Here is a 26,588-nt window from a genome sequence, read left to right as displayed (position 1 = left end):
GATGATCGCAGCGGGAGAGGATAAAAGGCAGCAGCACCGCGCCAGCGGCTGGTGGGGCGACAAGAGTTTCGCCGATCTGTTTTTCGCCAACGCCGTCGCGCATCCCGACCGGCTGGCATTGGTCGATGCGCCCAATCGCGCCGATTTCGCATTCGGCGCGCCGCAGCGGCTGACCTATGCCGCGCTGGAAGCCGAGGTCGACCGGCTTGCCGGCGCGCTCGTCGCGGCGGGGATCGCGAAGGACGATGTCCTGCTCGTCCAGCTTCCGAACATCAGCGAGTTTGTCGCGCTCTATTTCGCCGCCGCACAAATTGGTGCGATCGTCAGCCCGGCGGCGGTGCAATATCGCAGCCACGAATTGAAGGCGATGATCGGAGTCGTCGAACCCAAAGCCTTTGTCTGCGCGACGACGGTCAAGGGATGCGACCATGTCGAGGTCGCGGCACCGTTACTCGGCGGCATCCGGTTGATGACTTTCGGTCCCAATCCGCCCGAGGACGCGTTCGACCTGTCGACGGCCGCAGGCGACGAAGCCGCGCTCGCGGCGCATGTCGCGGCGAACCCGGTCGATGCCGACGACATCTTCACGATCTGCTGGACGTCGGGCACTACGGGCGTGCCCAAGGGCGTCCCGCGCAGCCACAATCACTGGATCGCGGTCGCGGGCGCCGGTTATGAGGCGATGAAGGTCGGTCCGGGCGACATATTGCTCAACCCCTTCCCGCTCATCAACATGGCGAGCATCGGCGGCATTACCATGTGCTGGCTCACCAGCGCGGGCACGATGATACTCCACCACCCGTTCGACCCCGCCATCTATCTGAAACAGATCGCAACCGAGCGCCCCAGCCTGACGATCGCGCCGCCCGCGGTGCTCAACATGCTGTTGCAGAATGACGCTTTGCTCGCGTCGGTCGACCTCTCCAGCCTGCGCGTCATCGCGTCGGGATCGGCGCCGCTGGCCCCCGCAATGGTGCGCGGTTTTCAGGAAAAGCTCGGCATCATCATCGTCAATGTCTTCGGGTCGAACGAGGGGATGAGCTTCATCACCGGCGAGGGCGACATGCCCGACCCCGACAAGCGCGCGAGCCTGTTCCCGCGACGCGGCACCTATCAGCGCCCCTATGGCGAGGGCCGCGCGCCCAATATCGAAAGCCGCCTCGTCCCGCCCGGCGGCGGCGATCCGATCGAGCAGGACGGCCTCTCGGGCGAGTTGCAGATCCGCGGCCCGACCTTGTTCGAAGGCTATCACAACGCCCCCGAACGCACCGCCGAAGCCTTCACCGACGACGGCTGGTTTCGCACCGGCGACCTGTTCGAAATCGCCGAGGGCGGCGACTTCTATCGCTTCGTCGGGCGCTGCAAGGATCTGATCATCCGCGGCGGCGTGAATATTTCGCCCGAGGAAATCGACCAGCTGCTCGGCGGCCATCCGCTGCTCGCCGAAGCTTGCGTTTTCTCGCTCCCCGACGCGACGATGGGCGAGCGGATCGGCCTCGCCTATGTCCCGCGTGGCCCCGATGATGTCGGGATCGGCGAAGTCACCGACTATCTCCGCGAAAAGGATCTCGCGGTGTTCAAGCTGCCCGAGCGACTTTTCCGCTTCGACGCGCTGCCGCGCAACGTCACGAACAAAGTGATGCGCAGCGAGGTCCGCGAAATGGCGCTCGCGACTTTGGAAAAGGAAGCCTGACATGGCAAAGGACGTCTTCATTCTCGGCGGCGCGCAGAGCGATTTCGCGCGCAATATGGAACGCGAGGGCGGCGGGCTGTTCGAGTTGTTCCGCGACGTTGCCGAGGCCGCCTTCGCGGCAACGGGCATCGAACCCAAAGAGGTCGAAACCGCGCATGTCGGCAATTTCGTCGGCGAACTGTTCGCGGGTCAGGGCCAGCTCGGCGGATTCTTCGGCCATGTCCATCCCGACCTCGCGGGCGTCCCCGCGTCGCGCCACGAAGCCGCCTGCGCCTCGGGCAGCATCGCGATCCTTGCCGCGGCGGCGGAGATCGAGGCCGAGCGTTACGGCCTCGCGCTCGTGCTCGGCATCGAATTGATGCGCAACGTCCCCGGCCAGCGCGCCGCCGAATATCTGGGCGCCGCCGCATGGGCGGGCCGCGAGGCGCAGGAAGCGCGCTATCTGTGGCCGTATATGTTCGCGCGCGTCGCCGAAGAATATGACGAGCGCTTCGGGCTCGACCGCGCGCATCTGCGCGGCATTTCGGCGAATAATTTCGCCAATGCCAAGAAGAACCCGAATTCGCAGACGCGCGGCTGGGCGGTCACCGACGATCATCTCGGCGAAAATGACGAGGTCAATCCGCTGATCGAGGGCAGCTTGCGCAAGTCCGATTGCGGGCAGGTCACCGATGGCGCTGCGGCGATTTTCCTCGCATCGCGCGAGGTCGCGGAGGCTTATGCGAAACGGCGCGGTATCTCGGTCGACAGCCTGCCACGGATCAAGGGCTGGGGTCATTCAACTGCACCGCTGCTCTACTCGACCAAGGTCGCGGGTAGCCGCGGCGAGCCCTATGTCTTCCCGAGCGTTCGCAAGGCGATGATGGACGCGCTGCGTCGCGCCGAGATGCCCGACGTCTATGCGTGCGACGGGGTCGAGGTGCATGATTGCTTCTCGATCACCGAATATATGGCGATCGATCATTTCGGTATCACGCCGCCGGGTGAAAGCTGGCGCGCGATCGAGGATGGCACGATCGCGCTCGGCGGCAAGCTGCCGGTCAATCCGTCGGGCGGGCTGATCGGTCTGGGTCATCCCGTGGGCGCGACTGGGGTTCGCATGCTGCTCGATAGCTGGCGGCAAGTGACCGGCAATGCGGGCGATTATCAGGTCGAGGGCGCGCGCAACTTCGCGACCTTCAACGTCGGCGGGAGCGCGACCACCGCGGTCAGCTTCGTCGTCGGCGTCTGACGCGTTGAACGTCTATCTGTACGACGCGGTTCGCACCCCGCGCGGCAAGGCGCGACCCGACGGCGGGCTCGCGGGGCTGAGCCCGCAGGAACTGGTCCGCCAGCAGGCCGCGGCGTTGGCCGAACGCTGCGGCGACGTCGCAGCATCCCCCGATGCGTTGCTGCTCGGCTGCGTCACGCAGAGCGGCGCGCAGGGCGGGCATATCGCAATGCTGGCGAAACTGCATGCGGGACTGCCCGACACGGTCGCGGCGCACAGCATCAACAATTATTGCGCATCAGGCCTGTCGGCGATCGGCCAGGCGGTCGCCAAGGTCGCGAGCGGCGAAGCCTCGCACATCCTTGCGGGCGGGGTCGAGTCGATGAGCGGCGCGCCATTCCTCGGCGACCGCGCGGCTTTCTACACCAATGACGAGCTGCCGCCCCGCGCGCGCTTCGTGCCCCCGGTGCTCGCGGCCGACCGCCTCGCCAATGCCGAAGGCCTGACCCGCACCGATCTCGACGCCGTCGCCCTCGCCTCGCAGCAAAAGGCGGCCGCGACGGAACAGGACATAGCGCTGCAAAAATCGCGCATCGCGACCGGGCCGCTGACGGGCGAGGAATGTATCCGGCCGCAAACGACGGCCGAATCGCTTGCCGCCGCATCGCCGGCCTTTGGCGAACTGCAGCAACATTATGCAGGCGCGCTCAAAGGCGCGACCTTCGAACCGCTGCACGGCATGGCGCACGCGCCGCCGATCTGCGACGGCGCGGGGCTCGCGCTCGTCGGCGGCGAAGGGCTCGGCCCCGCGCCGCGTGCGCGCGTGATCGCCTTTGCCGAAAGCGGCGGCGATCCGGCCGCGTCGCTGACCGCGGGTTTTGCCGCGATGGACAGTGTGCTGACGCGTGCGGGGCTGGCGCTTTGCGACATCGACCGCATCGAATTCATGGAGGCCTTTGCCGTCACGATCGCCAAATTCCTGCGCGACCGCGACCCTGACCCGGCGCGCGTCAATGTCAGCGGCGGGCATCTGGCGAAGGGGCATCCGATGGGCGCGAGCGGTGCGATCCTCACCTCGACGCTGCTCGATGCGCTCGATGCATGCGGCGGCCGATACGGGCTGGTCGTGCTGACCGGCGCGATGGGCGTCGGCGCCGCGATGATCGTCGAGCGGCAATAGGCATTGCGAAAAAGCGCGGCTGCGCTATGGGCGGCGCGTGCAGGGCTTGCCCTGCGCATGATCGCGCCGGTGCCCGAAAGGGCTTAAAATGGGAACGCGGTAACGGGGTTCGTCCTGAACCCCCGAAGCCGAGGCTGTCCCTGCAACTGTAAGCGGCGAGCGCGATGCACCGTTCGGATTTCGATCCGGACAGCCACTGGGGTCAACCTGGGAAGGCGTGCATCAAGCCCTGACCCGCGAGCCAGGAGACCTGCCGGCGTGGGTCGCTCAATGCCAAGGCCCAGGGAAAGGCCGCGGCACGGAGGTTTCCGTCGAGCGACGACCAAGCGGCTGGAGCCGCTTCGGTGCCGGGGCCGCAGGCTTTACGCCACTTGCGACGCCAGCGCCGGTCGATCGCGCCCCGCGTATCGGCAGGCTCCGCCTTCGTTGTCGGCGTTCGGGGGCTTCCCATGTTGAAATTCACGACCATTTCCCTGTTGGCTTTGACGGCGGCAACGCCCGCGCTTGCCGAAACCGCCGAGAGCGAGCGCCCCGGCGACGAGATTGTCGTGACGGCGTCGGGTATCGAGCAACCGCGCGACGAAGTCGGTCAGGCGATCACGATCATCGATGCCGCCACGATCGAAAAGCGCCAGACGGTCGATGTCGTCGACCTGCTCGCCACAACACCCGGGGTTAGATTCAGCCGGACCGGCAGCACCGGCTCGGTCGCCGGCATATCGCTGCGCGGCGCCGAAACGACGCAGACTTTGGTCCTGATCGACGGCGTGAAAGTGAATGATCCCAGCGGCATCGGCGATGCCTATGATTTCGGCCACCTGCTCACCGGCAACATCAGCCGGATCGAGATACTGCGCGGTTCGAACTCGGTGGTCCATGGCAGCCAGGCAATCGGCGGCGTCGTCAGCCTGACGACCGCGACCCCGGCCGATGGCTTTGCCGCGGGCGCCTCGGCCGAATATGGATATAGCGACACGCTCAACGCCAAAGCCGACGTGTCGGGCACCGCGGGCGCAATTTCGGGCGGAATTGGCGGCGCCTATTTTCGCACCGACGGTATCTCGTCGGCCGGGGTCGGCACCGAAAAGGACGGATACAAGAATTTTGCAGGAAATGCGCGGCTGAAGATCGCGTTCAGCGATGCGCTGAGTCTCGACCTGCGCGGCTATTACATCAACTCGGACCTCGATTATGACAGCTTCTTCGGCGCCCCCGCCGACAGCCCCGACGTCGCGAAGCTCGACCAATATGTCGGCTATGCAGGGCTGAACCTCGGCCTGTTCGGCGGCCGCTTCACCAGCCGTGCGGCGGTGACCTGGCTGCGCAACGATCGCGACTATTATTTCGTCCGCGGGACAGCCCCCGATTATGGCTATTCGGGCACCAATCTCCGCTTCGAATATCAGGGTGTCGTGACGCCGGTGGATCAGGCCAAGCTGATCTTCGGATATGAGCATGAGCGCCCCGATTATGATTTCTTCGGCTTCGGATCGACCGACAGCCAGCGCGCCAACATCGACAGCGTCTATGCGCTGGGGATCGTCCAGCCCTTCACGGGCCTGTCGGTAACGGGCGGCATCCGCCACGACGACCATAGCCAGTTCGGGGGCGCGACGACGCTGGGCGCCAACGCGAATTATTCGCCCAACGACGGCGCGACGAGTTTCCGGCTGAGCTATGGCGAAGGCTTCAAGGCGCCGTCGCTCTATCAGCTTTACGACAGCTTCAGCGGCAACAGCGCGTTGCGCCCCGAACGGTCGAAAAGCTATGATTTCGGGATCGATCAGAGCCTTGCCGAGGGGCGCGCGCAGATTTCGCTGACCGCCTTTCTGCGCAACACGACCAACCAGATCAACTATGACAACGCCACCTTCACCTATGGCAATATCGATCGCACGCGCGCCAAGGGTGTCGAAGCGACGCTCGCGCTGCGGCCGGTCGACGCGCTGAACGTCACCGCGTCGTACAGCTATATCGATGCCCGCGACCGGTCGGGACGCCCGGCGTTCGACGGCAACCGCCTGCCACGTCGAGCCGCGCACGCGGTCAGCCTGTCGGCCGACTATGACTGGTCGTTCGGCCTGTCGACCGGCGCGACGCTGACCATGGTCGGCGACAGCTTCGACGATGCCGCGAACGCTGTGCGGCTCGATGGCTATGCGCTCGCGGGCATCCGCGCATCGCTGCCCGTCGGCCGGAATTTCGAGGTTTACGGCCGCGTCGATAATCTGTTCGACGCCGATTATGCGACCGCCTCGGGCTATGGCGTCTATGGGCGCGCCGCCTATGGCGGCGTACGGGCGCGCTTCTGATGAAAGCCCGCACCGACGCCGAACATGCGGCGAAGATGAAGAAGATCCAGGCGGCGCAGAACAAGAAGGTCGCGGCAAAGACGGTCGAAAAGGGGCTGGTGATCGTCCACACCGGCCCCGGCAAGGGCAAGACGTCAGCCGCGCTCGGCATGGCGATCCGCGCGATTGGGCACGACATGAAAGTCGGGGTCGTGCAATTTGTGAAGGGCGCGATGACGACGGGCGAGAAAGCGGTGTTCGATCGCTTTCCCGACCTGATCGAATTCAAGCCAATGGGCGAAGGCTTTACCTGGGACACGCAGGACCGAACGCGTGACATCGCGGTCGCGCGCGAAGCGTGGGAGGAGGTCAAGCGCATGATCGCCGACCCCTCCTATGCCATGGTGATCGCCGACGAACTCAACATCGTGCTGCGCTATGATTATCTGCCGGTGGATGAGGTGCTGGAGGCGCTGGGTGCGAAACCGCATATGACCCATGTGATCATCACCGGGCGCAATGCGCCGCAGGAACTGATCGACGCCGCCGACCTCGTCACTGAAATGGCGCAGGTAAAGCACCCGTTCCGCGAGCAGAATGTGAAGGCGCAGAAAGGGATCGAGTTCTGATGCGTCGGGAATTCGCACTTTTCCGGCGTTTTTCCGTCATTGCGAGCGGAGCGAAACAATGACGATAGGCTTTCCGATGTGATGCCCTCGCGCGCTCCCTTTGTCTTCGCTGCCCTTATCGGCGGCGCCGGGCTGCTTTGGGCCGCCTCCCCCGCCCCGCGCGCCAAGGCGCCCGCCATCCCGCAGCGCATCGTTTCGATCAATCTCTGCGCCGACCAGCTCGTGCTCGCGCTCGCGGACCGGGCACAGATCGCAGGGCTGACGAAAAACGCGACCGATATCGAAATGTCGGGCGAGGCGTCCAAGGCCAGGGGCATTCCGCTGCTCAGCAATTCGGCCGAGCAGATATTGGCGATCGAGCCCGACCTGATCGTCGGCATGCCCGCAAGCCGCAGCGCGGCGCTCCGCGCATTGCCGCGGCAGGATTATCCGTTGCTCGACCTCGCGACCGCCAACACGCTGGGTGAAATCTACACCTCGATCCGCGAGACGGCGGCGGCTGTCGGCCATCCCGAACGGGGCAGCGCGCTGATCGCGCGGATGCAGGCCGAGCTGGCCGGGCTGCCCAAGCCAGGCAAGGGCCGCGTTGCCGCCTATTATCAGCGGCGCGGCTATATGACCGGAACGGGGACGCTCATCGACGAACTGATGGGGCGTGTCGGTCTGGTCAACCTCGCCGGCAAGCTCGGGAAGCCGCCGCTGTCGCAATTGAGCCTTGAGGAAATGGTCGCGGCGAAACCCGATTTCCTGATCGTCGAAAGCGCGACCGACGTGGTGACCGACCAGGGAAGCGAAATGCTGCACCATCCGGCAATCAAGGATATTCCGCGCATCAGCATTCCGCAGGCGTGGACCGTGTGCGGCAGCCCTGCCTACACACAGGCGGCACGCAGCATGACCGCGCAGATCGCGCGCATCGACGGGGACCGATCATGAACCGCTTTGCCCTGCCCCGCTGGTCACTGATCGCGGTGCTGCTCTTGCTTACGCTCGTCGCCGGGACCGGATCGCTGCTTTTCGGCGCGGTCGATCTGTCGGTCGCGCGGCTGATCGCTGCTGCGACGGGCGACGGCGACCGGGTGGCATCGGTCATCCTCTTCGACCTTCGCCTGCCGCGCACGATCCTCGCGCTTGGCGTCGGCGCGATACTCGGGCTCGCGGGTGCGGCGTTGCAGGGTTATCTGCGCAATCCGCTCGCCGAACCATCGGTGCTCGGCACCTCCAACGCCGCTGCGCTCGGCGGCGTCGCGGCGCTCTATTTCGGGATAGCCGAGCTGCATCCGGTGATGTTGCCCTTGCTCGCGACCGGCGGCGCGCTCCTCTCGCTGGTCCTTCTCTTCGTCCTGTCGGGCAAAGCCGAAAGCCCGCTGACCCTGATCCTCGCGGGGATCGCCGTCGGCACGCTCGCGATCGCCGGGACCAGTCTCGCACTTAACCTGTCGCCCAATCCGTTCGCGGCGATGGAAATCATGACCTGGCTGCTCGGCAGCCTGGAAAACCGGTCGTTCGATCATGTGTGGATCGCGCTGCCGTGCATCGCGATCGGCGGCGCGATGCTGCTGTGGAACGGCCGCGCGCTGGATGCGCTGACACTGGGCGAGGATGCCGCCCAGGCGCTTGGCACCGACCTTCGCCGTACCCGGCTGCGGCTGCTGATCGGTACCGCGATCGGCGTTGGCGGCGCGGTCGCGGTGTCGGGGGCGATCGGTTTCGTCGGGCTGATCGTGCCGCATCTGATCCGTCCGCTGACCGACCGCAGCCCGTCGGCTATCCTGCTGCCCTCGGCGATCGGTGGCGCGGCGCTGCTGACGCTTGCCGACCTTGGCGTGCGGATCATTCCGACGACGAACGAGCTGAAGCTGGGGGTCGTCACCGCCTTTCTGGGCGTGCCGATCTTCCTGCTCCACCTGATGCGGGAGCGACGGATATGGTGAGCATCACGCTGAACGAGATCGGTGTCACGCTTGGGCGGCGGACCGTCGTGCACGGCGTCACTGCGGCCTTCAGCCTGGGCACGCTGACCGGCATCGTCGGCCCCAATGGCGCGGGCAAATCGACGCTGGCGCGCGCGATGCTGGCGCTGGTGCCGGCCAGCGGGCGCGCCGAGATCGACGGCGTCGATGTGGCGGCGATGCCGCGCGGCGACCTTGCGCGGCGCATCGCTTATGTGCCGCAGGGGCAAACCTTGCATTGGCCGCTGACCGTCGAGCGCCTTGTCGGGCTTGGGCGCCTGCCGCACCTGGCGCCGATGTCGCGGATTTCCGATGCCGATACAGCCGCGATCGAACGCGCGATGGCGCGCGCCGACGTACTGGAACTTCGCGATCGGATCGCGACCGAGCTGTCGGGCGGCGAACGCGCGCGCGTACTGTTCGCACGGGCGCTGGCGGTCGAGGCGCCGGCGCTGATCGCCGACGAACCGCTCGCCAGCCTCGACCCCGGGCATCAGATCGACGTGATGGATATGCTACGCGCCGAGGCGGTGGGCGGCGGGCTCGTCATAGCGGTGCTGCACGACCTGACGCTTGCGGCGCGATATTGCGACCGGCTGATGCTGATCGACGAAGGGCGGATCGTCGCCGATGGCACGCCTGCCGACGTCCTGACCGCCGAGCGGCTGCGCGCGGTCTACGGAATTGACGCGGCAGTCGAGACCGGCGGCGAATGGCCGACGATCACGCTGTTCGGGCGCGCACGGTGAACGCCGCGACGCAGTTCGCCGAAAAAGGCTATGCGGCATTGCCGCTGTTCGATGCCGAACAGATCCGCGCCGCGGCGGACGACATCGCCGACCATATCGACCGCGTATCGCGGGCGCTCTACCTGCCCTTCGAGCAGAGCTGTCCCGGGGCACCGCTGAGCGAGCGGATCGACCAAGTCTATGCAAAGGAACGCAGCGTCGCCAACTTGCTGCGGGTCGCCGTCTGCACCGATGCGCATCGCGGCGCGCGGCTGCAGGAACTGGCGAATGATCCGCGACTGATCGGCGCTGCCGAAGAATTGAGCGGCCGCGCGCTGGCCGGAAAGATCGTGCGCGTGCGCGCCAGCATCGCCTGCTTTCCCGAACACCGCCACGCCTGGCACAGCGACGTCGCGCGCGACGACGGCACCGGATGCGGCAAGGTCCTAGTTACCGCATGGATTCCGCTCAGCGATGCGGGGCCCGCAAGCGGAGGGCTGGAGGTCGTGTCGGGGCGTCAGCCGGCGCCGTTGGCCAGCGAGGGCAATGAAGGGTTCGAAATCCCCGAATGGCGGCTCGCCGGATTGCCGCGCGTGCGGCCCGAATGCCCGGCGGGAACAGCCCTGTTCCTTGACCGTTTTACGCCGCACCGCACGCTTTCAGCGCGCGCGACGCGCTTCGCGCTCGTCGTCTGGATGAAGGCCGCCTAGCGGGCGGGCTCGACGCGGACGATGCGGCTGGCGCGCTTGCCATCGGCGGATCGGCTGCGCAGATCGGCCGCACCGCTAACGGCCACCGGCCCCGAATAGCGCGTCCAAGCGCCGCCTTCGATGCGATATTCGATGGCTGTTCCGGGGAACATGCTGTTCGCCTCCAGCCTGCCATTCACGATGCGCGCGCCCGGCGGGGCGACGCGATAGGCCACCCCCATACGCTCCAGCATAGGCCATTGCCTCGCCACCCGCCCCCCAAAGTCCCCCCAGCCCGCCTTCAGCTTCGCGGCGTCAACGCGCTTGTCGCCCCATTCATAGCTGACGCCGGCCTGATACGCCGGAGTCCACGGCGCGGGGCTCCACGCGCGTTCGGCCAGCGCGAGCAAGCGCGGGAAGAGCATATAGTCGACCTGCGCGTCGGTACGGATCGTCTCGCTCCACAATTGCGCCTGCAGCCCCGCGACGCGGTGCCCGGGTTGCAGCACAGGCTTGTCCTCGATCGCCTTACCCTCTGCCTGGATGTTGCGGATCGTCGCCGCGTTGGCGGGAAGATTGTCGGGCATGAAGCCGAAGACCTGATACGGATCCACGCCGCGCGACGCCCAATTGTAACCACCCTCTTCGGGATGCGGCGCGTACGGCATGTCGAAATAGCCAAGGTCGGGGATCGACAGCACCGCGTCCCAGCCGCGGTTCATCTGGTCATGCGCCTCGCGGATCGCACCCGCGTGCAGCACGCCCCAGATATTCGTTTGCACCTTTTGGGGCATCGCGGCGGTCTCAGTGTGCCCCATGCCGTCACTCCAGCCACCGACTTTTAGTCCCCGTGCGGCAAGGCTTTTGCTCACTCGCTCGATGAAACGCGGGGTAAGCTTACCCGCATCGCCGCCATTTTCGGCGATCATCGCCTTGCATACCGGCGATTTCACCCAGGCTCCCGCGGTTTCGTCGGCACCGAGGTGGAAGGTCTTGAGCGGCACGCCGGCTTGCCTGTGCATATCTGCAAGCGCGTCGACCACGGTATCGACGAAGTGGTAGGTTGCAGGAAGGCAGACGTTCAGTGTGTTGTCGCTGTAATTCTGGATGCTGCGATATTCGGTCGTGTCGGCGGGGTCGACAAGCCGGTACTCCCCGGCCTCCACCTTCTTTCCTTCCGCAGCGAGACGCGCATGGCGCGCTTCCATCGCCCTGATCGCGGCGCGCGAATGGCCGGGCATATCGATCGATGGGATCACTTCGATCTGCCGCGCCGCGGCCGCCTTCACGATCGCCACATAATCGGGGACGCTCAGATAACCATTGACGCTGCCCGCCCCGTCGGGCCCAGCGCCGAGTTGCGGCAGCAGGCAGATTTTCTCGTCAAGGTCATGGCAACGCCTCGATCCGATCACCGCCAGTTCGGGCAGCGCGGGAATCTCGATCCGCCACCCCTCATCGTCGGCAAGATGAAGGTGGAGCTTGTTGAGCTTATATGCCGCCATCGCTTCGACAAGCTTCAATATCTCGTCACGGCTGTGGAAGTTACGGCCGAGGTCGATGTGCAGACCGCGAAAGCCATATTCGGGCGCATCCTCGACATGGAGCGGTCTCAATTTGCCTTTGTCGAACATCGCCTGCTGCGCCAGCGAACGCAGCGCGTGACTTGCGCCCGCGGTATCATGCGCCGTGATGGCGATGCCAGACGCCTTCGCATCGAGGACATAGGCTTCGGGCTTGCCGACCGCCGCGGGATCGACGTCGATCGTCAGTGGCAGCGTGCCGCCCGCGGCGACACCCAGCGCGGCGAGTGCCGGCGCAATATCGCCGCGCTCGACACCTTTCAACGTCACCGCCAAACCGCGGCCAAGATCGATTGAGGCCCCCTCACCCTGCACCGCTTTCACGGGCTTCGGCAGAATTGCGATTCCCGTTGCTGCGGGCGCCTGCCGTTCAGCCTGCAAGACAAAGGCGCGTTCGGGGGTCAGCCAGCGTGTGCGGTCGACCCCACCCTTGGTCGCGAGTCTTGCCTCATCAGTCATCGGGCTGACGAAAGGCAGGGTTTCGAGCCCCGTTTCGGCGTCGATCACCGGCCGCGTCGCTGCGATCGTGCGCGGTTTCAGCCCGTCGGCGACCAGATAGGCGTTGGGCATTCCAAACGCCTTCGAGAAATTGGACCCAACACCCCACAGCCTGACTTCATGCTTTGCGCCAGGGCGCAGCCTGGCACCGGGCTTCAAAGTCAATTGCTGCACATCGCCGTTGATCAGCCGATGCGAAAAAATGTCGCTTTCGACCAGCGGCAGGCGATTGACGAAGCTGAAATAGAGAGCAAACCCTTCGGTCGGGACGTCGGCGGGCACATCATCGGGGACCGTCAATATGATCGTGGACAGGAAGCAGCCATCGATCCCCGCGGGGCATGCAGGCCCGTTGTCGACGACCCTATATTGGTAGTCCAGCGTATCGGCGAGACGGTCGAGCGCGGCCTGCGACGGCGCTTCGGCAGCCTGTGCGGCCGACGCTGCCAGCGCAACCATCGCGATTCCCGTCAACGCTTCGACCCGCATCCATAGTCTCCCATTCAAAATTTGTATCTAATTTGTCATGTACGATCGCGACGGTCAACGCTTATCAGATTTGGCTGTTTTGACGATAATCATCGACAATTTCCAGAAAAGATCGACGGACAGCCTCGACGCGAGATGCCGATTGGTTTCATATTAGTATTATATTCGGGGTCCGCCGACCAAGCACCCGCAGCGCGCGGATCAACCACCACCTCACGGCACTTAGGGGTCAGGGCGACCATCCTTCCGGACCCATGCTCTGCGCCGGGCGGTGCGAATAGCTCGCAGCAGGATTGACGCGACGATACCAATGCAACACATGGGACAGAGACACCGGCCCTGTCGGCCGTGTCCGTCGCAACGGTGGAGCAACATTCTTGTCACTGATCGCACGCGTGGGCCCGCTTCAGAAGGATGATCCGACTCCGCTGTACCTGCAATTGCAGAAGATCTTGCGCGACGCCATCGAAGGACAGGTGGTCAAAGCCGAAGAGGCGATCCCGACCGAACGCGACCTTGCCGAAGAATTCGAAGTGTCGCGCATCACCGTGCGCAAGGCGATCGACGGACTGGTCGCCGACGGGATAGTGACACGGCGCCGTGGTGCAGGAACCTTCGTCACCCGGCCGCGCGTCGAGAAAAGCTTTTCGAAGCTCACATCCTTTTCGGAAGACATGGTGTCTCGCGGGCGCAAACCGCACAGCAAATGGGTAAGCAAGACCACAGGAGCCGTGACGCCCGAGGAGGCGCTGTCGCTTGGTCTTTCGCCGGGGTCGCTCGTCTATCGCTTCCACCGCATCCGCTATGCCGACGACACATCGATGGCACTCGAATATGCGACGATCCCAGCCTATTGCCTGCCGTCGGTCGAGGCAGTGGGCACGTCGCTCTATGAAGCGCTCGAAGCCGCAGGCCATCTGCCCGTCCGCGCGCTCCAGCGGTTGCGCGCAGTCGCCTTCTCCGCCGAACAGGCCGAAGTGCTCGGGATCGAAACGGGCGCACCGGGACTGTTCATCGAACGGCGCGGTTTCCTGTCCGACGGTCGGACCGCCGAGTTCACGCAGAGCTATTATCGCGGCGACGCTTATGACGTCGTTGCAGAGCTTAACGGCTAGGCCTCAAAAAAACCTCCACGAGAGATACCGGCAAGCCGCGCCCGACGCGCGACCGAATCCGTTCTTCCTCCGGGATATTCACAAGACCAATACCGGCCGATTCTTATTACCAATACGCTACAGGCTTCCCCGTCGCTTGTCGCTAAGCGGCATCCGGGCCGCCCGTAATCAATCGCCGCTACTTAGCCAAAACGCCCACATAGCCTGGACTGGGCGCCCAAAATCCGCGCGTAGCAAACATATATCTTGCTGGAATGGATATAACCTATATAGTACCAATATATCGGATGGTCACACACCACCGGCCGGGAGACAGAATATTATGACGCCGAACGCCGCATCGGACGGACGACAGACGCTGATGGAGCAGGAAGCGGGCGAGGCAGCGGACGCCGTCGCAAATATGCTGGAAGCGAATCGCGATGCGTTCGGCGCGATCGGCCGGCGCCTTCGCGCCTCCCCCCCGGCCGCCGTCGTGACCTGCGCACGCGGATCTTCGGACCATGCCGCGACCTATGCCAAATATCTGATCGAGACGATGACGGGAACGCCGACCGCATCCGCAGCGCTGTCGATCGCATCGCTCTACGATGCGCCCGCGGTGGCCGGAAACCGGCTGTGCCTTGCGATATCACAGTCGGGCAAGAGCCCCGACCTGCTCGCCGCAGTCGAACAGCAGCGCGATGCGGGGGCGTTTGTCGTCGCGCTCGTCAATGCGGAAGACTCGCCGCTCGCAGCCCTTGCCGACGTCGTGATCCCGCTGTCCGCCGGGGTCGAACGGTCGGTGGCGGCGACAAAATCCTATATCGCCTCGCTTGCGGCGATCGCAGCGCTGGTGGCGGCATGGACCGAGGATGCCGCGCTCGAAAACGCGCTGACCGCCCTCCCCGGTCAGCTTGCAGAGGCGTTCGCGCTCGACTGGTCGCCCGCGATCGGCGCCTTTAAGGGCGCGACAAATCTGTTCGTTCTCGGGCGCGGTTATGGCCTGGGCGCCGCGCAGGAGGCAGCGCTCAAATTCAAGGAAACGTCGGGACTGCATGCCGAAAGCTTCAGCGCCGCCGAAGTGCGCCACGGCCCGATGGCGATCGTCGGCGATAGCTTTCATGTCCTCGCGCTGGGCGGCACCGACCGCGCCGCAGCCGGTGTTCGCAGTGTCGCCGACGAGTTCCGCGGGCGCGGTGCAACCGTCTTGCTGGCCGACCCCGCTGGCGGCGACCTCCCCGCGATCGCAGCGCACCCGGCGATCGAACCGATCCTGCTGATCCAGAGCTTTTACCGCATGGCGAGCGCGCTGGCGCTGACACGCGGGCGCAACCCCGACTCGCCTCCGCATCTCAACAAGGTTACCGAGACTTTATGATCTTTCGTTTCCATAACGGCCAGGTCGTGTTGCCAGGCGATGCCGTCGGCGCCGTGGACATCGCCGTCACCGACGGCACCGTCACCGCGGTCACCCCCGCCGCCGACGCGCCCGCGGACCGCGAGTTAGATTTGGGCGGCGGCTGGTTACTTCCCGGTTTCGTCGACACGCAGGTCAATGGCGGCGGCGGGGTGCTCTTCAACGACCAGGTCGATGTCGAGGCGATCGCAGCGATCGGCGCCGCGCATGCGCGTTTCGGCACGACTGCTTTTCTGCCGACGTTGATCAGCGACACACCCGCGCAGATCGCCGCGGCACTCGCGGCGGTCGACGCCTCGATTGAGCAAGGCGTTCCCGGTGTCGTCGGTATCCATATCGAAGGCCCTTTCATCAACGAGGTGAAGCGCGGCATTCACGAGGCGCACCGTATCCGCCGTCTCGACAACGATATTCTCGCGACGCTTACCGCGCCGCACCGCGGGCGCGTGATGCTGACGCTCGCGCCAGAGCTTTGCGACGAGGAGGACATCCGCACCCTCGTTCGTCATGGCGTGATCGTCAGCGCGGGGCACAGCGACGCGACCTATGACGAGGCGCAGCGCGCGGTCGGCGCGGGCCTCTCGGGCTTCACCCATTTGTTCAATGCGATGTCGCCGTTGCACCACCGTCATCCGGGCGCGGTTGGCGCGGCGTTTGATTCCGATGTTTATTGCGGACTCATCGTCGATGATGTCCATCTCCATCCTGCGGTCGTGCGACTGGCGGTTCATGCGAAAGGCATGGACCGCATCATGCTGGTCACCGACGCGATGCCGAGCGTCGGCACCGACGTCAGCGAATTCACGCTGCAGGGTAAGCGCATCGCCGTGAAGGATGGTGTTTGCATTTTCGAGGATGGCACGCTGGCGGGGACACATCTCGACATGGCGTCGGCGCTGCGCAAGACAGTCGAGGTGACCGGCTTGTCGGTACCCGACGTGTCGGCGATGGCGAGCGCAACTCCGGCGACCTTCCTATCGCTGCGGGACCGCATTGGTTTGATCGCGGCCGGACAGCGGGCAGACTGGGTCTGGCTGGACGCGGACCTGGCTCCGCGCGCGACATGGATCGGTGGGCGGCCCGTTTCCGAAACCGCCTAGATTCCTGTTCAAATACACAATGATAGAAGCCGTGCGACAACAAGCGGCGAAAGTTTTGGGGAATGAACCGATGAGCCTGATCATCACCTCTCCGCTCAGAGGATGGGCGACGACGCTGGACAGCGTTCCGGACCCGGTCTTTGCGCAGCGCATGATGGGCGACGGCGTTGCGATCCAGCCGCTCGGCGACACCGTCGTCGCGCCGTTCGACGGCGAGGTGGTGACGCTTCACGACGCGGGCCACGCCATTTCATTGCGCAGCGCCGAGGGCGCCGAAGTGCTGATCCATATCGGGCTCGATACGGTGATGCTGAAGGGCGAAGGCTTTACCCCGCTCGTTGCAATCGGCGACAAGGTGTCGCGCGGCGATCCGTTGATCCGCTTCGATCTGGACGCCGTCGCTCTCGCGGCCACCAGCCTGATCACCCCGGTCATCGTGACCAACGCCGACGCCTTTGCAATCAGCCGCCGCACCGTCGATTGTTCGGTCGGCGCATGCGAGGCGCTGATGACGCTCGTTCCGGTGCAGGCCGAGGCGAGGCGCCGGTCGGATGACGGAACCGTGGTCGAGCAGGCGGTGACGCTGTCGCTGCCGCACGGCATCCATGCCCGCCCTGCCGCGCGGATCGGCGAAACCGCGCGTGGCTTTGAAGCCGACATACATCTGCTGAACGGCGACAAGCGCGGCGATGCGCGGAGCACCGTGGCGCTGCTCGCACTTGGCACCCGTCTGGGCGACGAAGTCCTCGTGCAGGCGCGCGGCGCCGATGCCGAAGCGGCGCTTGCCGCCATCGTCGCGTTGCTGGCAACCGATATGGGTGAAAGCGCGCCTGCAGCCCTCGTCGCGACGGCCGGATCGGTTGAAGCATCGTTGCTGCGCGCAGGACAGATCGGCGGTGTGATCGCCTCGCCCGGCCTTGCCAAGGGGCCGGCGGCGCGGCTGCGGCAGGTCGCCATTGCCGTCGCGCGCGACGGCAATGGCGCCTCCGCGGAACGAAGCGCCCTGCGCGCCGCACGCGACGATGTCCGCGGCCGGATCGCCGCGCGAGCCGACGACGCGGAGGGCAGCGTCGCGGCGGTCATGCACGCGCATGTCGCGCTGCTTGACGATCCTGAACTGCTCGCGGGCGCGGAAAAGCGCATAGCTGAGGGACGTAGCGCGGGCTTCGCATGGCGCGGCGCAATCCACGATCAGATCGACGCGATCCGCGCCACGGGCAATGCGCATCTGATCGAACGCGCCGACGACCTTGTCGACATCGAGCGGCAATTGCTGGCGGCGCTGACCGGCACGTCGCTCGACGGTACTGCGGTTCCGGCCGGGGCGATCGTCGTTGCCGAGGATTTACTGCCGTCGCAGCTGCTCACTCTTGCCGCCGCGAAACCGGCGGGCCTGTGCCTCGTTCGCGGCGGCCCGACCTCGCATGTCGCAATCCTGTGCGCGGGGCTCGGCTTGCCCGCACTCGTCGCGATGGGCGATGCGCTGGACAATATCGAAGACGGCACGCCGTTGCTGCTCGATGCCGAACTCGGCCATCTGACTGCAAATCCGGGGACAGTGGACGACGAGGCCTTTACCTCACGGCTCGCAAAGCGCTATGCGAGGCGCGCGGCGGCGCAGGCGGCGGCAAGCGACGCCTGCCAGACTGCCGATGGCGCGCGCATCGAAATCTTCGCGAATATCGGCACGGTCGAGGACGCCGCGGTCGCCGCCGCGCAGGGCGCCGAGGGATCGGGGCTCGTCCGCAGCGAATTCCTGTTCCTGGACCGCGACACCGCGCCGTCGGAGGAGGAGCAATACGCCGCCTATCAGGGCATCGCGGACGCGCTCGCGGGCAAACCGGTGATCATCCGCCTGCTCGACATCGGCGGCGACAAGCCAGCCGGCTATATTCCGTTCGCCCACGAGGAGAACCCCGCGCTCGGCCAGCGCGGCATCCGCGTTGCGCTTGCGCAGCCCATACTGTTGGAAACGCAGCTCCGCGCGATCCTGCGCGTGGCGCCCGTCGGTCAGTGCAGGATCATGATCCCGATGGTCGCAAGCGTCGATGAACTGCGGCAGGTCCGGGCAATCGTCGACCGCCTCCGCGGCGAAATGGGAATCGCGTCGCCGGTCGAAGTGGGCGTGATGGTCGAAACCCCGGCCGCTGCGATGACCGCCGACCTGCTCGCCACCGAGGCCGACTTTCTGTCGATCGGCACCAACGACCTCACCCAATATGTGCTCGCGATGGATCGCGGCAATCCTGCGGTCGCTGCCGGGGTCGACGCGATGCACCCGGCGGTGCTGCGCATGATCGGCGAGACCTGTCGCCTCGCGGCCCCGCGCGGGCGCTGGGTCGGGGTGTGCGGCGGGCTCGCTTCCGATCCCGCGGCACTGCCGATCCTGATCGGGCTCGGCGTCACCGAATTGTCGGCCGTCCCCGGTTTCGTCGCAGAGGCGAAGCAGATTGTGCGCGGGCTGACCCGGATCGAAGCGCGTGCGCATGCCGAGCTCGCGTTGCAATGCAAGTCGGCAGCCGAGGTTCGTGCGCTCGCCCGCGCTTTCGAGGAGACACGTCGATGAGAAAGACGCTCGAAACGCTCCAGCCGCTTGGCCGCGCGCTGATGCTGCCGATCGCGGTGCTGCCGATCGCGGGTCTGCTGCTGCGCATCGGTCAGCCCGACCTGCTCGACATTGCCTTCATCTCGGCTGCGGGCGCCGCGATCTTCGAGAATCTGGGCATCCTCTTCGCGATCGGCGTGGCGGTCGGTTTCGCGCGCGACGGCAATGGCGCCGCAGCGCTTGCGGGCGTCGTCTGCTATCTGGTCACCACCACCGGCGCCCAAACCTTTCTGACCGCGCCGCTCGACGTGGGCGCAGGCTTGCCCGAGGCGGCAGCGGCCTTGGCCGCGAAAAATTGGGCGCTGACACAGATCGACAAGCTGGAGGTCCCGATCGGCATATTGTCGGGGCTGATCGGCGGCAATTTCTACAACCGCTTCGCGACCATTGCGCTGCCCGAATACCTCGCCTTCTTCGGCGGCCGGCGCTTCGTGCCGATCGCAAGCGGTGTCGCGGGGCTGCTGCTCGCGGCCGTGCTGGGCTATGGCTATGCGCATATCAGCGGCGCGATCGATGCCGCGAGCCGTACGGTCGTCGAAAGCGGCGGCGCCGGCCTGTTCGTCTATGGCGTGCTGAACCGGCTGCTCATCGTCACCGGTCTCCACCACATCATCAACAATGCCGCCTGGTTCGTCGTCGGCGATTTCCAGGGAGCGACTGGGGATTTGCGCCGCTTCTTCGCCGGCGACCCCAATGCCGGCGCGTTCATGTCGGGGTTTTTCCCGGTGATGATGTTTGGCCTGCCGGCCGCGTGCCTCGCGATGTATCATGAAGCGCGGCCCGAACGACGCAAGGCGGTTGGCGGCATGCTCTTCAGCCTTGCCTTTACCAGCTTTCTGACCGGCGTGACCGAACCGATCGAATTCACCTTCATGTTCGTCGCGCCGTTGCTCTACGCGATCCACGCGCTGCTGACCGGAGTCGCAATGGCGCTGATGAACGCGCTCGACGTAAAGCTCGGTTTCGGATTCTCGGCGGGGCTGTTCGACTATGTGCTGAACTTCAGCCTCGCGACGCGGCCGTGGATGCTGCTGCCGGTGGGGGCCGTATATGCAGTGCTTTATTACGGCCTGTTCCGCTTCTTCATCCGCCGTTTCGACCTCGCGACGCCCGGACGCGAAAAGGGCGTGGTCGCCGAAACCGCCACTGCATCGGCGGGCGGCGCGCGGGGCGAAGCCTTTGTCGCGGCGCTCGGCGGCGCGGCCAACCTGGTCAGCGTCGATGCCTGTACCACGCGCCTCCGCCTGATCGTCGCCGACCAACAAGCGATCGACGACGCCGCGCTGTCCTCGCTCGGCGCGCGCGGCATCATCCGCCCGTCGGAAAAGGCGGCGCAGGTGGTGCTCGGACCGATTGCCGACCTGGTCGCCGAAGAGATCCGCGGCGCGCTGGCGTGGAGCGGCGCCGCGGTCGCTGCCACACATCGGCCGGTGATCGCCGGCAGCACCGATGCTTCCGGGCTGCCCGCCGAAGTCGTTGGCGCGCTCGGCGGCGACGCCAACCTCCGCACCGTTCACGCGCTTCACGGCCGCTTCCGCGTCGAGCTCGCCGACCCCGCGCGCGTCGACGAGGGCGCTCTCGTACGGATCACGCACGGGATCGCCCGCCCGCAAACCGACGTCTGCCACATCCTGCTATGACTTAGCGCGGTCGCCTTCGGCCCTGGCTAGTCCCAATCGAGCGCGCCCTTTTTCCATTCGTAGATGAAACCTACCGTCAAGATGCCCAAAAAGACCATCATGGCGCCCCATGCTTCCCAGCCGAGATCGTCGACGACGATGGCCCAGGGAAAGAGGAAGGCAGCCTCAAGGTCGAAAATGATAAACAGGATCGCGACCAGATAGAAACGGACGTCGAACGGCTTGCGCGGTGCTTCGAAGGCGGGAAAGCCGCACTCATATTCGGAGAGTTTCTCACTGTCCGGCGCGTGAGCGCCGGTGACGCGCGACACCGCCATCGGCAAGAAGACGAACAGGAGCGACAGCGCCAGCGCGACGCCCATGAAGATCAGGATCGGAAGATAGTCGAGCAACAGCGTGGACGACGACGCCAGATTGGCGCCGGATACGGATTGGGACGGCATGGCGGCCTCCTTCGAAGTCGCCGGGCCGTCCCGGACCTGATGCCGACGCACCCGCCCATGCCAGAGCCGAACGCGCCGGGGAGGACGTGGCCTCGCTGATTTTGGTCAACGCCGGTCAGACGGACGATGAAAGCTTCATCATCACCAGTCCGCTGACGATCAGAAGCGCGGCGGCGATCCGCATCGCATTCGCCTGTTCACCGAGGACGAAGATGCCGACAAGAAACGCCCCGACCGCGCCGATCCCGGTCCAGATCGTGTAAGCGGTGCCGAGTGGCAGCGACTTCATGGATAAGGAGAGCAATGCGAAGCTTATAATCATCGCGCCGATCGTGATGGCGGTCGCGCCAGGGCGCGTGAAACCCTCGGACTGCTTCATCGAATAGGCCCACACGATTTCGAAAATTCCGGCGATCGTCAGATAAATCCAGGCCATGACAGCCTCCTTCAAAGGCTGCCGGGCCGTCCCGGACTTGGGAAACCCGCATCATGTGCAGGCGAGGACGTGGCCTCTGGAAGGCGGCCTGGCAGGGGCAGCAGGACTCGAACCCGCGACCCTCGGTTTTGGAGACCGATGCTCTACCAACTGAGCTATACCCCTAGGCCGGAGTGCGCCACTAGCCGGATTGCAGGGGCGGGGCAAGAGGGATGACGGGTTGCGCGTGCGGGCGGGGCTGATATGCGCAATTTTGCATGAGCGCAGCGCCGTCCCCCGCCCGGTCCCCGTCCCCGGCCCCCGCCCCGCCCGACGGGCCTCCGCAAAATTATCTGGGCGGAATCGGATTGCGCCTGCTCGCGATGGTCAGCCTGTCGCTGATGTTCGTGCTCGTCAAAATGATCGACGCTGCCGATATCCATATCGTCGAGAGCCTGTTCTGGCGCCAGGCGCTCGTCCTGCCCTTCCTGCTGGTCTGGGTACAGGCGACCGGTGGCCTGTCGTCACTGAAGACGCAGCGCATCGGCGCGCATGCACGGCGGATGCTGATGGGCCTGACCGGCATGGCTTGCAATTTCGGCGCCATGATCCTGCTGCCGATGGCGGAAGCGACGACGATCAGCCTGTCGGTGCCGATTTTCGCGGTGATCTTTGCGGCGATCCTGCTGGGCGAGGCGACAGGGTGGCAGCGATGGAGCGCGGTGATCATCGGCTTTGTCGGCGTCCTCGTCGTGCTCGACCCGATTTCGGGCTTTGCCGGCGGCTTCGGCGGAACGCATGGCGTCGGCACGCTGATTGCGCTCACCGGCGCGGTCATGACGGCGCTGATCACGATTGCGGTACGCGACCTTGGCCGAACAGAAAATGCGGGGACGATCGTTTTCTGGTTCAGCCTCTTGTCCATGATCCCGCTCGGGATCGCCCTGCCCTTTGTCTTCACGCCGCATGACGGCCGCGAATGGCTGCTCCTGGTCGGCCTCGGCTTTCTTGGCGCCGTCGTCCAGATGTCGCTGACCGGCGCGCTGCGCCTCGCCCCCGTGTCGGTCGTCATCCCCATGGATTATTCAAGCCTGCTATGGGCGATCGCCGCCGGCTGGTGGTTCTTTGGCACGCTGCCCGCCGACACGACCTGGGTCGGTGCCCCCTTGATCATCGCGTCGGGCCTGTTCATCGCCTGGCGCGAGCATCGCCGCCATATCGACCGGCCCAAGGAGGTTGCTGCATGACATTACCGATCCTCTATCACTGCCCCGACGCCCGCTCGCTGCGCTGCCTGTGGGCGGTCGAGGAAGCCGGGATCGACGTGGACCTGCGCCTGCTGAAATTCCCCCCGCGCGCGTTCGAGCCCGATTATCGCGCCGTCAATCCGTTGATGACGATCCCCGGCTGGGTCGAGAACGGCCAGTTGATGACCGAGTCCGCCGCGATCTGCGAACGCATCGCCGAAGGAACTCCGCTGGAGGTTCACCGCGACGAGAATGATTATTGGGCGTGGCGCAACTGGCTGCACCGCAGCGATGCGACGCTGACCTTCCCGCTCGCGATCATGATCCGCTACACGCGCGTCGAACCCGAGGAGCGCCGGCTTGCCCAGGCGGTCGAGGACTATAAGGCGTTCTTTGGCGGCCGCGCGAAGAGCATCGAGGCAGCGCTGGCCGACGGCCGCGAGTGGCTCGTCGCGGATCGCTTTACCATTGCCGACATCGTGATCGGCTATGCAGCCTTCCTCGCGACGACATTGCGTGCTGACGATGTACTTGGCGATGCGACGAAGGCGTGGCTCGGCCGCTGTATGGCGCGCGAGGGGTTTCAGCGCGCGCGGCAGCGCCAGAAAGCAGCCGAATAACGAAAAAGGGCTCCACCATTTGGTGGAGCCCTTCGTGCCCCCCGTGCATGGCAAAGCCAACGAGGAAAACGCATCGGCCTTTCGGGGTGTAGGTCGCGTGAAAGGCCGTATGTGGGGCCAATTTATGGTGCGCCGCAGAAGTTGGCTTTCACATTCTCCCGCGCTTAAAGCGACAAAAGATACGGACGTGCGCGTCGAAAATGTTTCCTTTGTCGCTTTAGGGGCGGATGGCGAAGGCCGACGATGTCTAAGAGCGTGCTGGCGGCTGGCACGACGGGACGATGTAGGACAGCGGCTTCTGGTATCGGGGTGGCGGCGACTTTGGGGTACCCTCTTTGGACATCGCCCGGCTGGATCCGGATCGGATCGGCGCAACAGCCGCGCAATATTCCAAAGTTCAGGAAAGTTCAGCCCTGTGAGCGCCCCGATTTGCAAGTCGCGGAATGCTGGATGTCCGCGGCACGTCCGATCATGGCTGCACTCGCAAGCGGGGCAGCGACCATCTTTTTGTTCACCGAATGAAAGAGCCGGATGAAGGCTGGCACAGCCGAATAATGTAGGAAAGACCTATTTGAAGGCGATGTCTGTTTTGGCGTGGGAGCAGGCGTTTGCTACTATGTTGTACCCCGGCGAAGGCCGGGGCCCAGGGCTTTCGAAAGCCGAGCTGTGCGGATTGCCGCCCTGGACCCCGGCCTTCGCCGGGGCACACATTACCGTCGTTAGTGTCCGGTCGTTTCTTCGCCTTGTCATCCCGGGCTTGACCCGGGATCCCGCTTTTTGACGCACTCACCGACTTCTAGCGGGACCCCGGATCAAGTCCGGGGTGACGAGGATGTGGAGGGCAGCTTAAGCCACTCTCTTTCTCCGTTCGTGTCGAGCGAAGTCGAGACATCCATCGACGTCGAGCCTGGCCCGAGGGGCATCTCGACTTCGCTCGATGCGAGCGGGCCGATAAGCCAGAGCGCAGCAATCGGTCGCTACCCGTCGCCTTGCTCCGATCCGCGTGCGCGTTGGAAACCGTCCGGGCGTGCCCGGCGCCAGCGTAGCCCGACCATCAGGACGAACGGCCAGAATATCGTATTGAGGACATCGAACGCGCTGTCGGGCATTCGCCAGGCACCATGTGCGATGCGATCGGCGACCTCCTTTGCGATGGCCGCAGCCAGGACGAACAGAAACGGCGTCCATGTCGCAAGCGAACGCCGTGTCACGATTCGCGCAAGAAACAGGACGACCATGCCGCCGTGGACGTGCAGCAGGCTGTCCGACGCACCGGTGCTCATGCCCAGCGCGGAGCTCAGCGGGCGGTAGAAATCGATGAGGTTTTCCATCGCGACGCGCTAAAGCATCAGGCAAATGAACCTGCCGTTACCGACGACATGTGCGCCAAAGAAACGTCAGGCGTTCAATTCACCATCCGCTCATAGCCCTCCCAATAGGGAGCGCGCAGGTCTTTTCTCAAAATCTTGCCGCTGGCGTTCCGGGGCAGCGCATCGATCACGTCGATGCTGCGCGGGCATTTGAAGGGAGCAATGCGTTCGCGCGCCCAGGCGATGATGTCGGCTTCTTCGACGCTCGTTCCGGGTTTGGCGACGACGACCGCCTTCACCGTCTCCCCCCACTTCTGGTCGGGAATGCCGATCACAGCGACTTCCTGCACCGCCGGATGGCCGAAGATCGCGCTTTCGACTTCGGCCGGATAGACATTCTCGCCGCCGGTGATGATCATGTCCTTCATCCGGTCGTGGATGAAGAGATAGCCGTCGGCGTCGAGATAGCCCGCATCGCCGGTACGGATCCAGCCCTCGTCCGTCATCGTATTTGCCGTCGCGTCGGGCAGATTCCAATATCCCAGCATATTGTTCGAAGAGCGGGTGACCACCTCACCCACTTCGCCCGTCGGAACGGATTGACCGTCGGGTCCGAGGATGACGATTTCGACGCCGGGAAGCGCCTTGCCCGCCGACCGCATCCGCACATTGCCTTCCGGGTCGTGATCCTCGGGCGGCAGCATCGAGATCGTGCCCGTCGTCTCGGTCATCCCATAAGCTTGGATGAACTGCGCGCCGAAGACCGCGATGCACTGGCGCAGCAGTTCGAGCGGGATCGGCGCGGCGCCATAGAGGATATATTTGAGGCGGCTGTAATCGACGCTGGCGCAGCGCGGGTGCATCAGCAGCATCTGGAGCGCCGCGGGAACCATGAAGAAGCGGGTGACGCCGTGCTGCTCGACCGCGTCGAACACCCCGTCGGGGTTGAACTCCGCGAGCACGACGCCCGGCAATCCAGCGGCAAGCGCCATGATGCCGAGCCCGGTGCCGCCGATATGCGCGCACGGCATCGCGACCAGCACCGCCTCATCATCTTCCCATTTCGTGTACGGCAGATCGAGCGTGTTCGAATGTTTGCGCAGCGCGAAGAGATTGCGGTTCGACAGCACCGCACCCTTGGGGTTGCCGGTGGTGCCCGAGGTATAGAGCTGAAGCACCGCGTCGTTGGTACCCGACGGATCGAAGGACAGGCGCTCGGCCCCGTCGATCATCGACCATGCGTCGGCGGCGCCGACGATCTTGGGATCGTTCTGAAGCTTTCCCGCTAGCTGTTCGGCGAGCGCATCGAACCCCGGGCCAGCAAAGACCATTTTCGCCTTCGTATCATTGACGATGAAGGCCCATTCGGTCGGCGAGAGGCGCCAGCCGATCGGTGCCATCACGATCCCCGCGCGCGCCGCGCCGTAGAAAAGGGTGAAATAGAGGTCGCTATTCTTGCCGATCCACGCGATGCGGTCGCCCTTCCGGAGCCCCGCCGCGATCAGCGCCGACGCCGCCCGCGCAGTGCGGTCATCGAGTTCGGCATAGGTATAGACGCGGTCCTCTTCGCGCAGCGCCACCCGATCGGGGCGCTCGCTGGCCCAATGGGTCAAGAATTCGTCAAATGTGAAAAGGTCCGAAACGTCGCGGCCCATCGCCTCTCTCTCCTCGAATCGCATCTCTTTCGTGCAATTGGTGAGAGGCTAGCGCCTGCGGGGGCCGCGTAAAGCGCCGATCGCCCATACTGTCAGG

General features: G+C 65.1%; 21 protein-coding genes, 1 tRNA gene and 1 riboswitch. Of the genes, 16 read left to right on the top strand and 6 right to left on the bottom strand.

Annotated elements, in window-relative coordinates:
- Nucleotide 1: 1 nt before the first annotated feature.
- The 9 genes from SC1_RS05735 to SC1_RS05695 all read left to right on the top strand — a co-directional run bounded on the left by SC1_RS05735 (nt 2) and on the right by SC1_RS05695 (nt 10,393).
- Nucleotides 2–1,693, top strand: a complete 1,692-nt coding sequence (locus SC1_RS05735) for a class I adenylate-forming enzyme family protein (protein WP_062178765.1) — start codon at nt 2–4, stop codon at nt 1,691–1,693.
- Nucleotide 1,694: 1 nt separating this feature from the next.
- Nucleotides 1,695–2,924, top strand: a complete 1,230-nt coding sequence (locus tag SC1_RS05730) for an acetyl-CoA acetyltransferase (protein WP_062178762.1) — start codon at nt 1,695–1,697, stop codon at nt 2,922–2,924.
- A gap of 4 nt (nt 2,925–2,928) precedes the next feature.
- Complete coding sequence (locus SC1_RS05725) at nt 2,929–4,083, top strand: acetyl-CoA C-acyltransferase (RefSeq protein ID WP_062178759.1); 1,155 nt, start codon at nt 2,929–2,931, stop codon at nt 4,081–4,083.
- Nucleotides 4,084–4,133: 50 nt separating this feature from the next.
- Nucleotides 4,134–4,356, top strand: a riboswitch (cobalamin riboswitch).
- A gap of 176 nt (nt 4,357–4,532) precedes the next feature.
- Nucleotides 4,533–6,395, top strand: a complete 1,863-nt coding sequence (locus SC1_RS05720; RefSeq protein ID WP_062178756.1) for a TonB-dependent siderophore receptor — start codon at nt 4,533–4,535, stop codon at nt 6,393–6,395.
- Nucleotides 6,395–7,003 (top strand): cob(I)yrinic acid a,c-diamide adenosyltransferase, encoded by a 609-nt coding sequence (gene cobO / locus SC1_RS05715; protein WP_062178753.1) that lies wholly within the window; start codon nt 6,395–6,397, stop codon nt 7,001–7,003. Before SC1_RS05720 ends, cobO begins: the two co-directional genes overlap by 1 nt.
- Nucleotides 7,004–7,084: 81 nt before the next feature.
- Complete coding sequence (locus SC1_RS05710; RefSeq protein WP_062178750.1) at nt 7,085–7,939, top strand: ABC transporter substrate-binding protein; 855 nt, start codon at nt 7,085–7,087, stop codon at nt 7,937–7,939.
- On the top strand, nt 7,936–8,937 hold the full coding sequence (locus SC1_RS05705) for an iron ABC transporter permease (RefSeq protein WP_062178747.1): 1,002 nt from the start codon (nt 7,936–7,938) through the stop codon (nt 8,935–8,937). Before SC1_RS05710 ends, SC1_RS05705 begins: the two co-directional genes overlap by 4 nt.
- Nucleotides 8,931–9,704, top strand: a complete 774-nt coding sequence (locus SC1_RS05700) for an ABC transporter ATP-binding protein (protein ID WP_062178744.1) — start codon at nt 8,931–8,933, stop codon at nt 9,702–9,704. The genes SC1_RS05705 and SC1_RS05700 overlap by 7 nt, the downstream gene beginning before the upstream one ends.
- Complete coding sequence (locus SC1_RS05695) at nt 9,668–10,393, top strand: hypothetical protein (protein WP_062178741.1); 726 nt, start codon at nt 9,668–9,670, stop codon at nt 10,391–10,393. The genes SC1_RS05700 and SC1_RS05695 overlap by 37 nt, the downstream gene beginning before the upstream one ends.
- Here the strand turns inward: SC1_RS05695 and SC1_RS05690 are convergent.
- Nucleotides 10,390–12,942: a family 20 glycosylhydrolase gene (locus SC1_RS05690; protein ID WP_238586585.1), complete on the bottom strand. Its 2,553-nt coding sequence runs from the start codon at nt 12,940–12,942 to the stop codon at nt 10,390–10,392. The genes SC1_RS05695 and SC1_RS05690 overlap by 4 nt on opposite strands.
- Nucleotides 12,943–13,319: 377 nt before the next feature.
- Here SC1_RS05690 and SC1_RS05685 point away from each other — a divergent pair, with 377 nt between their 5' ends.
- The 5 genes from SC1_RS05685 (at nt 13,320) to nagE (ending at nt 20,801) form a co-directional block, all read left to right on the top strand.
- Nucleotides 13,320–14,057, top strand: a complete 738-nt coding sequence (locus tag SC1_RS05685) for a GntR family transcriptional regulator (RefSeq protein WP_062178739.1) — start codon at nt 13,320–13,322, stop codon at nt 14,055–14,057.
- 322 nt (nt 14,058–14,379) lie between these two features.
- A complete protein-coding gene (locus tag SC1_RS05680) occupies nt 14,380–15,417 on the top strand; it encodes an SIS domain-containing protein (RefSeq protein ID WP_062178736.1) in 1,038 nt (345 codons plus the stop codon).
- Nucleotides 15,414–16,556 (top strand): N-acetylglucosamine-6-phosphate deacetylase, encoded by a 1,143-nt coding sequence (nagA, locus tag SC1_RS05675; RefSeq protein ID WP_062178722.1) that lies wholly within the window; start codon nt 15,414–15,416, stop codon nt 16,554–16,556. The genes SC1_RS05680 and nagA overlap by 4 nt, the downstream gene beginning before the upstream one ends.
- A 70-nt stretch (nt 16,557–16,626) precedes the next feature.
- Nucleotides 16,627–19,122 carry a phosphoenolpyruvate--protein phosphotransferase gene (ptsP, locus tag SC1_RS05670; RefSeq protein ID WP_083435697.1) on the top strand — a complete coding sequence of 832 codons (2,496 nt, stop codon included), beginning with the start codon at nt 16,627–16,629 and terminating at the stop codon, nt 19,120–19,122.
- Nucleotides 19,119–20,801 (top strand): N-acetylglucosamine-specific PTS transporter subunit IIBC, encoded by a 1,683-nt coding sequence (nagE, locus tag SC1_RS05665; RefSeq protein ID WP_062178718.1) that lies wholly within the window; start codon nt 19,119–19,121, stop codon nt 20,799–20,801. The genes ptsP and nagE overlap by 4 nt, the downstream gene beginning before the upstream one ends.
- A gap of 26 nt (nt 20,802–20,827) precedes the next feature.
- On the opposite strand, the gene ndhC is transcribed toward nagE, so the two are convergent.
- The 3 genes from ndhC to SC1_RS05650 form a co-directional block, all read right to left on the bottom strand.
- On the bottom strand, nt 20,828–21,244 hold the full coding sequence (gene ndhC / locus SC1_RS05660) for an NADH-quinone oxidoreductase subunit A (protein WP_062178716.1): 417 nt from the start codon (nt 21,242–21,244) through the stop codon (nt 20,828–20,830).
- 115 nt (nt 21,245–21,359) lie between these two features.
- Nucleotides 21,360–21,680: a multidrug efflux SMR transporter gene (locus SC1_RS05655; protein ID WP_062178715.1), complete on the bottom strand. Its 321-nt coding sequence runs from the start codon at nt 21,678–21,680 to the stop codon at nt 21,360–21,362.
- An 89-nt stretch (nt 21,681–21,769) separates the two neighbouring features.
- Nucleotides 21,770–21,845, bottom strand: a tRNA-Trp gene (locus SC1_RS05650).
- Between the two features lie 92 nt (nt 21,846–21,937).
- Between SC1_RS05650 and SC1_RS05645 the strand changes: the two genes are divergently transcribed.
- Nucleotides 21,938–22,906 carry a DMT family transporter gene (locus SC1_RS05645; RefSeq protein WP_062178713.1) on the top strand — a complete coding sequence of 323 codons (969 nt, stop codon included), beginning with the start codon at nt 21,938–21,940 and terminating at the stop codon, nt 22,904–22,906.
- Nucleotides 22,903–23,526 (top strand): glutathione S-transferase family protein, encoded by a 624-nt coding sequence (locus SC1_RS05640; protein ID WP_062178710.1) that lies wholly within the window; start codon nt 22,903–22,905, stop codon nt 23,524–23,526. Before SC1_RS05645 ends, SC1_RS05640 begins: the two co-directional genes overlap by 4 nt.
- A gap of 977 nt (nt 23,527–24,503) precedes the next feature.
- Here the strand turns inward: SC1_RS05640 and SC1_RS05630 are convergent.
- Complete coding sequence (locus SC1_RS05630; RefSeq protein WP_062178704.1) at nt 24,504–24,857, bottom strand: hypothetical protein; 354 nt, start codon at nt 24,855–24,857, stop codon at nt 24,504–24,506.
- A gap of 74 nt (nt 24,858–24,931) precedes the next feature.
- Nucleotides 24,932–26,491: a fatty acid--CoA ligase gene (locus tag SC1_RS05625; RefSeq protein WP_062178702.1), complete on the bottom strand. Its 1,560-nt coding sequence runs from the start codon at nt 26,489–26,491 to the stop codon at nt 24,932–24,934.
- Between the last annotated feature and the right edge of the window lie 97 nt (nt 26,492–26,588).

The organism is Sphingopyxis sp. C-1, from assembly GCF_001047015.1.
In the GTDB taxonomy this organism is placed as follows: Bacteria; Pseudomonadota; Alphaproteobacteria; order Sphingomonadales; family Sphingomonadaceae; genus Sphingopyxis.
Note: the sequence above shows the minus strand (reverse complement) of the source record. Positions and strands in the feature narration are given on the sequence as shown.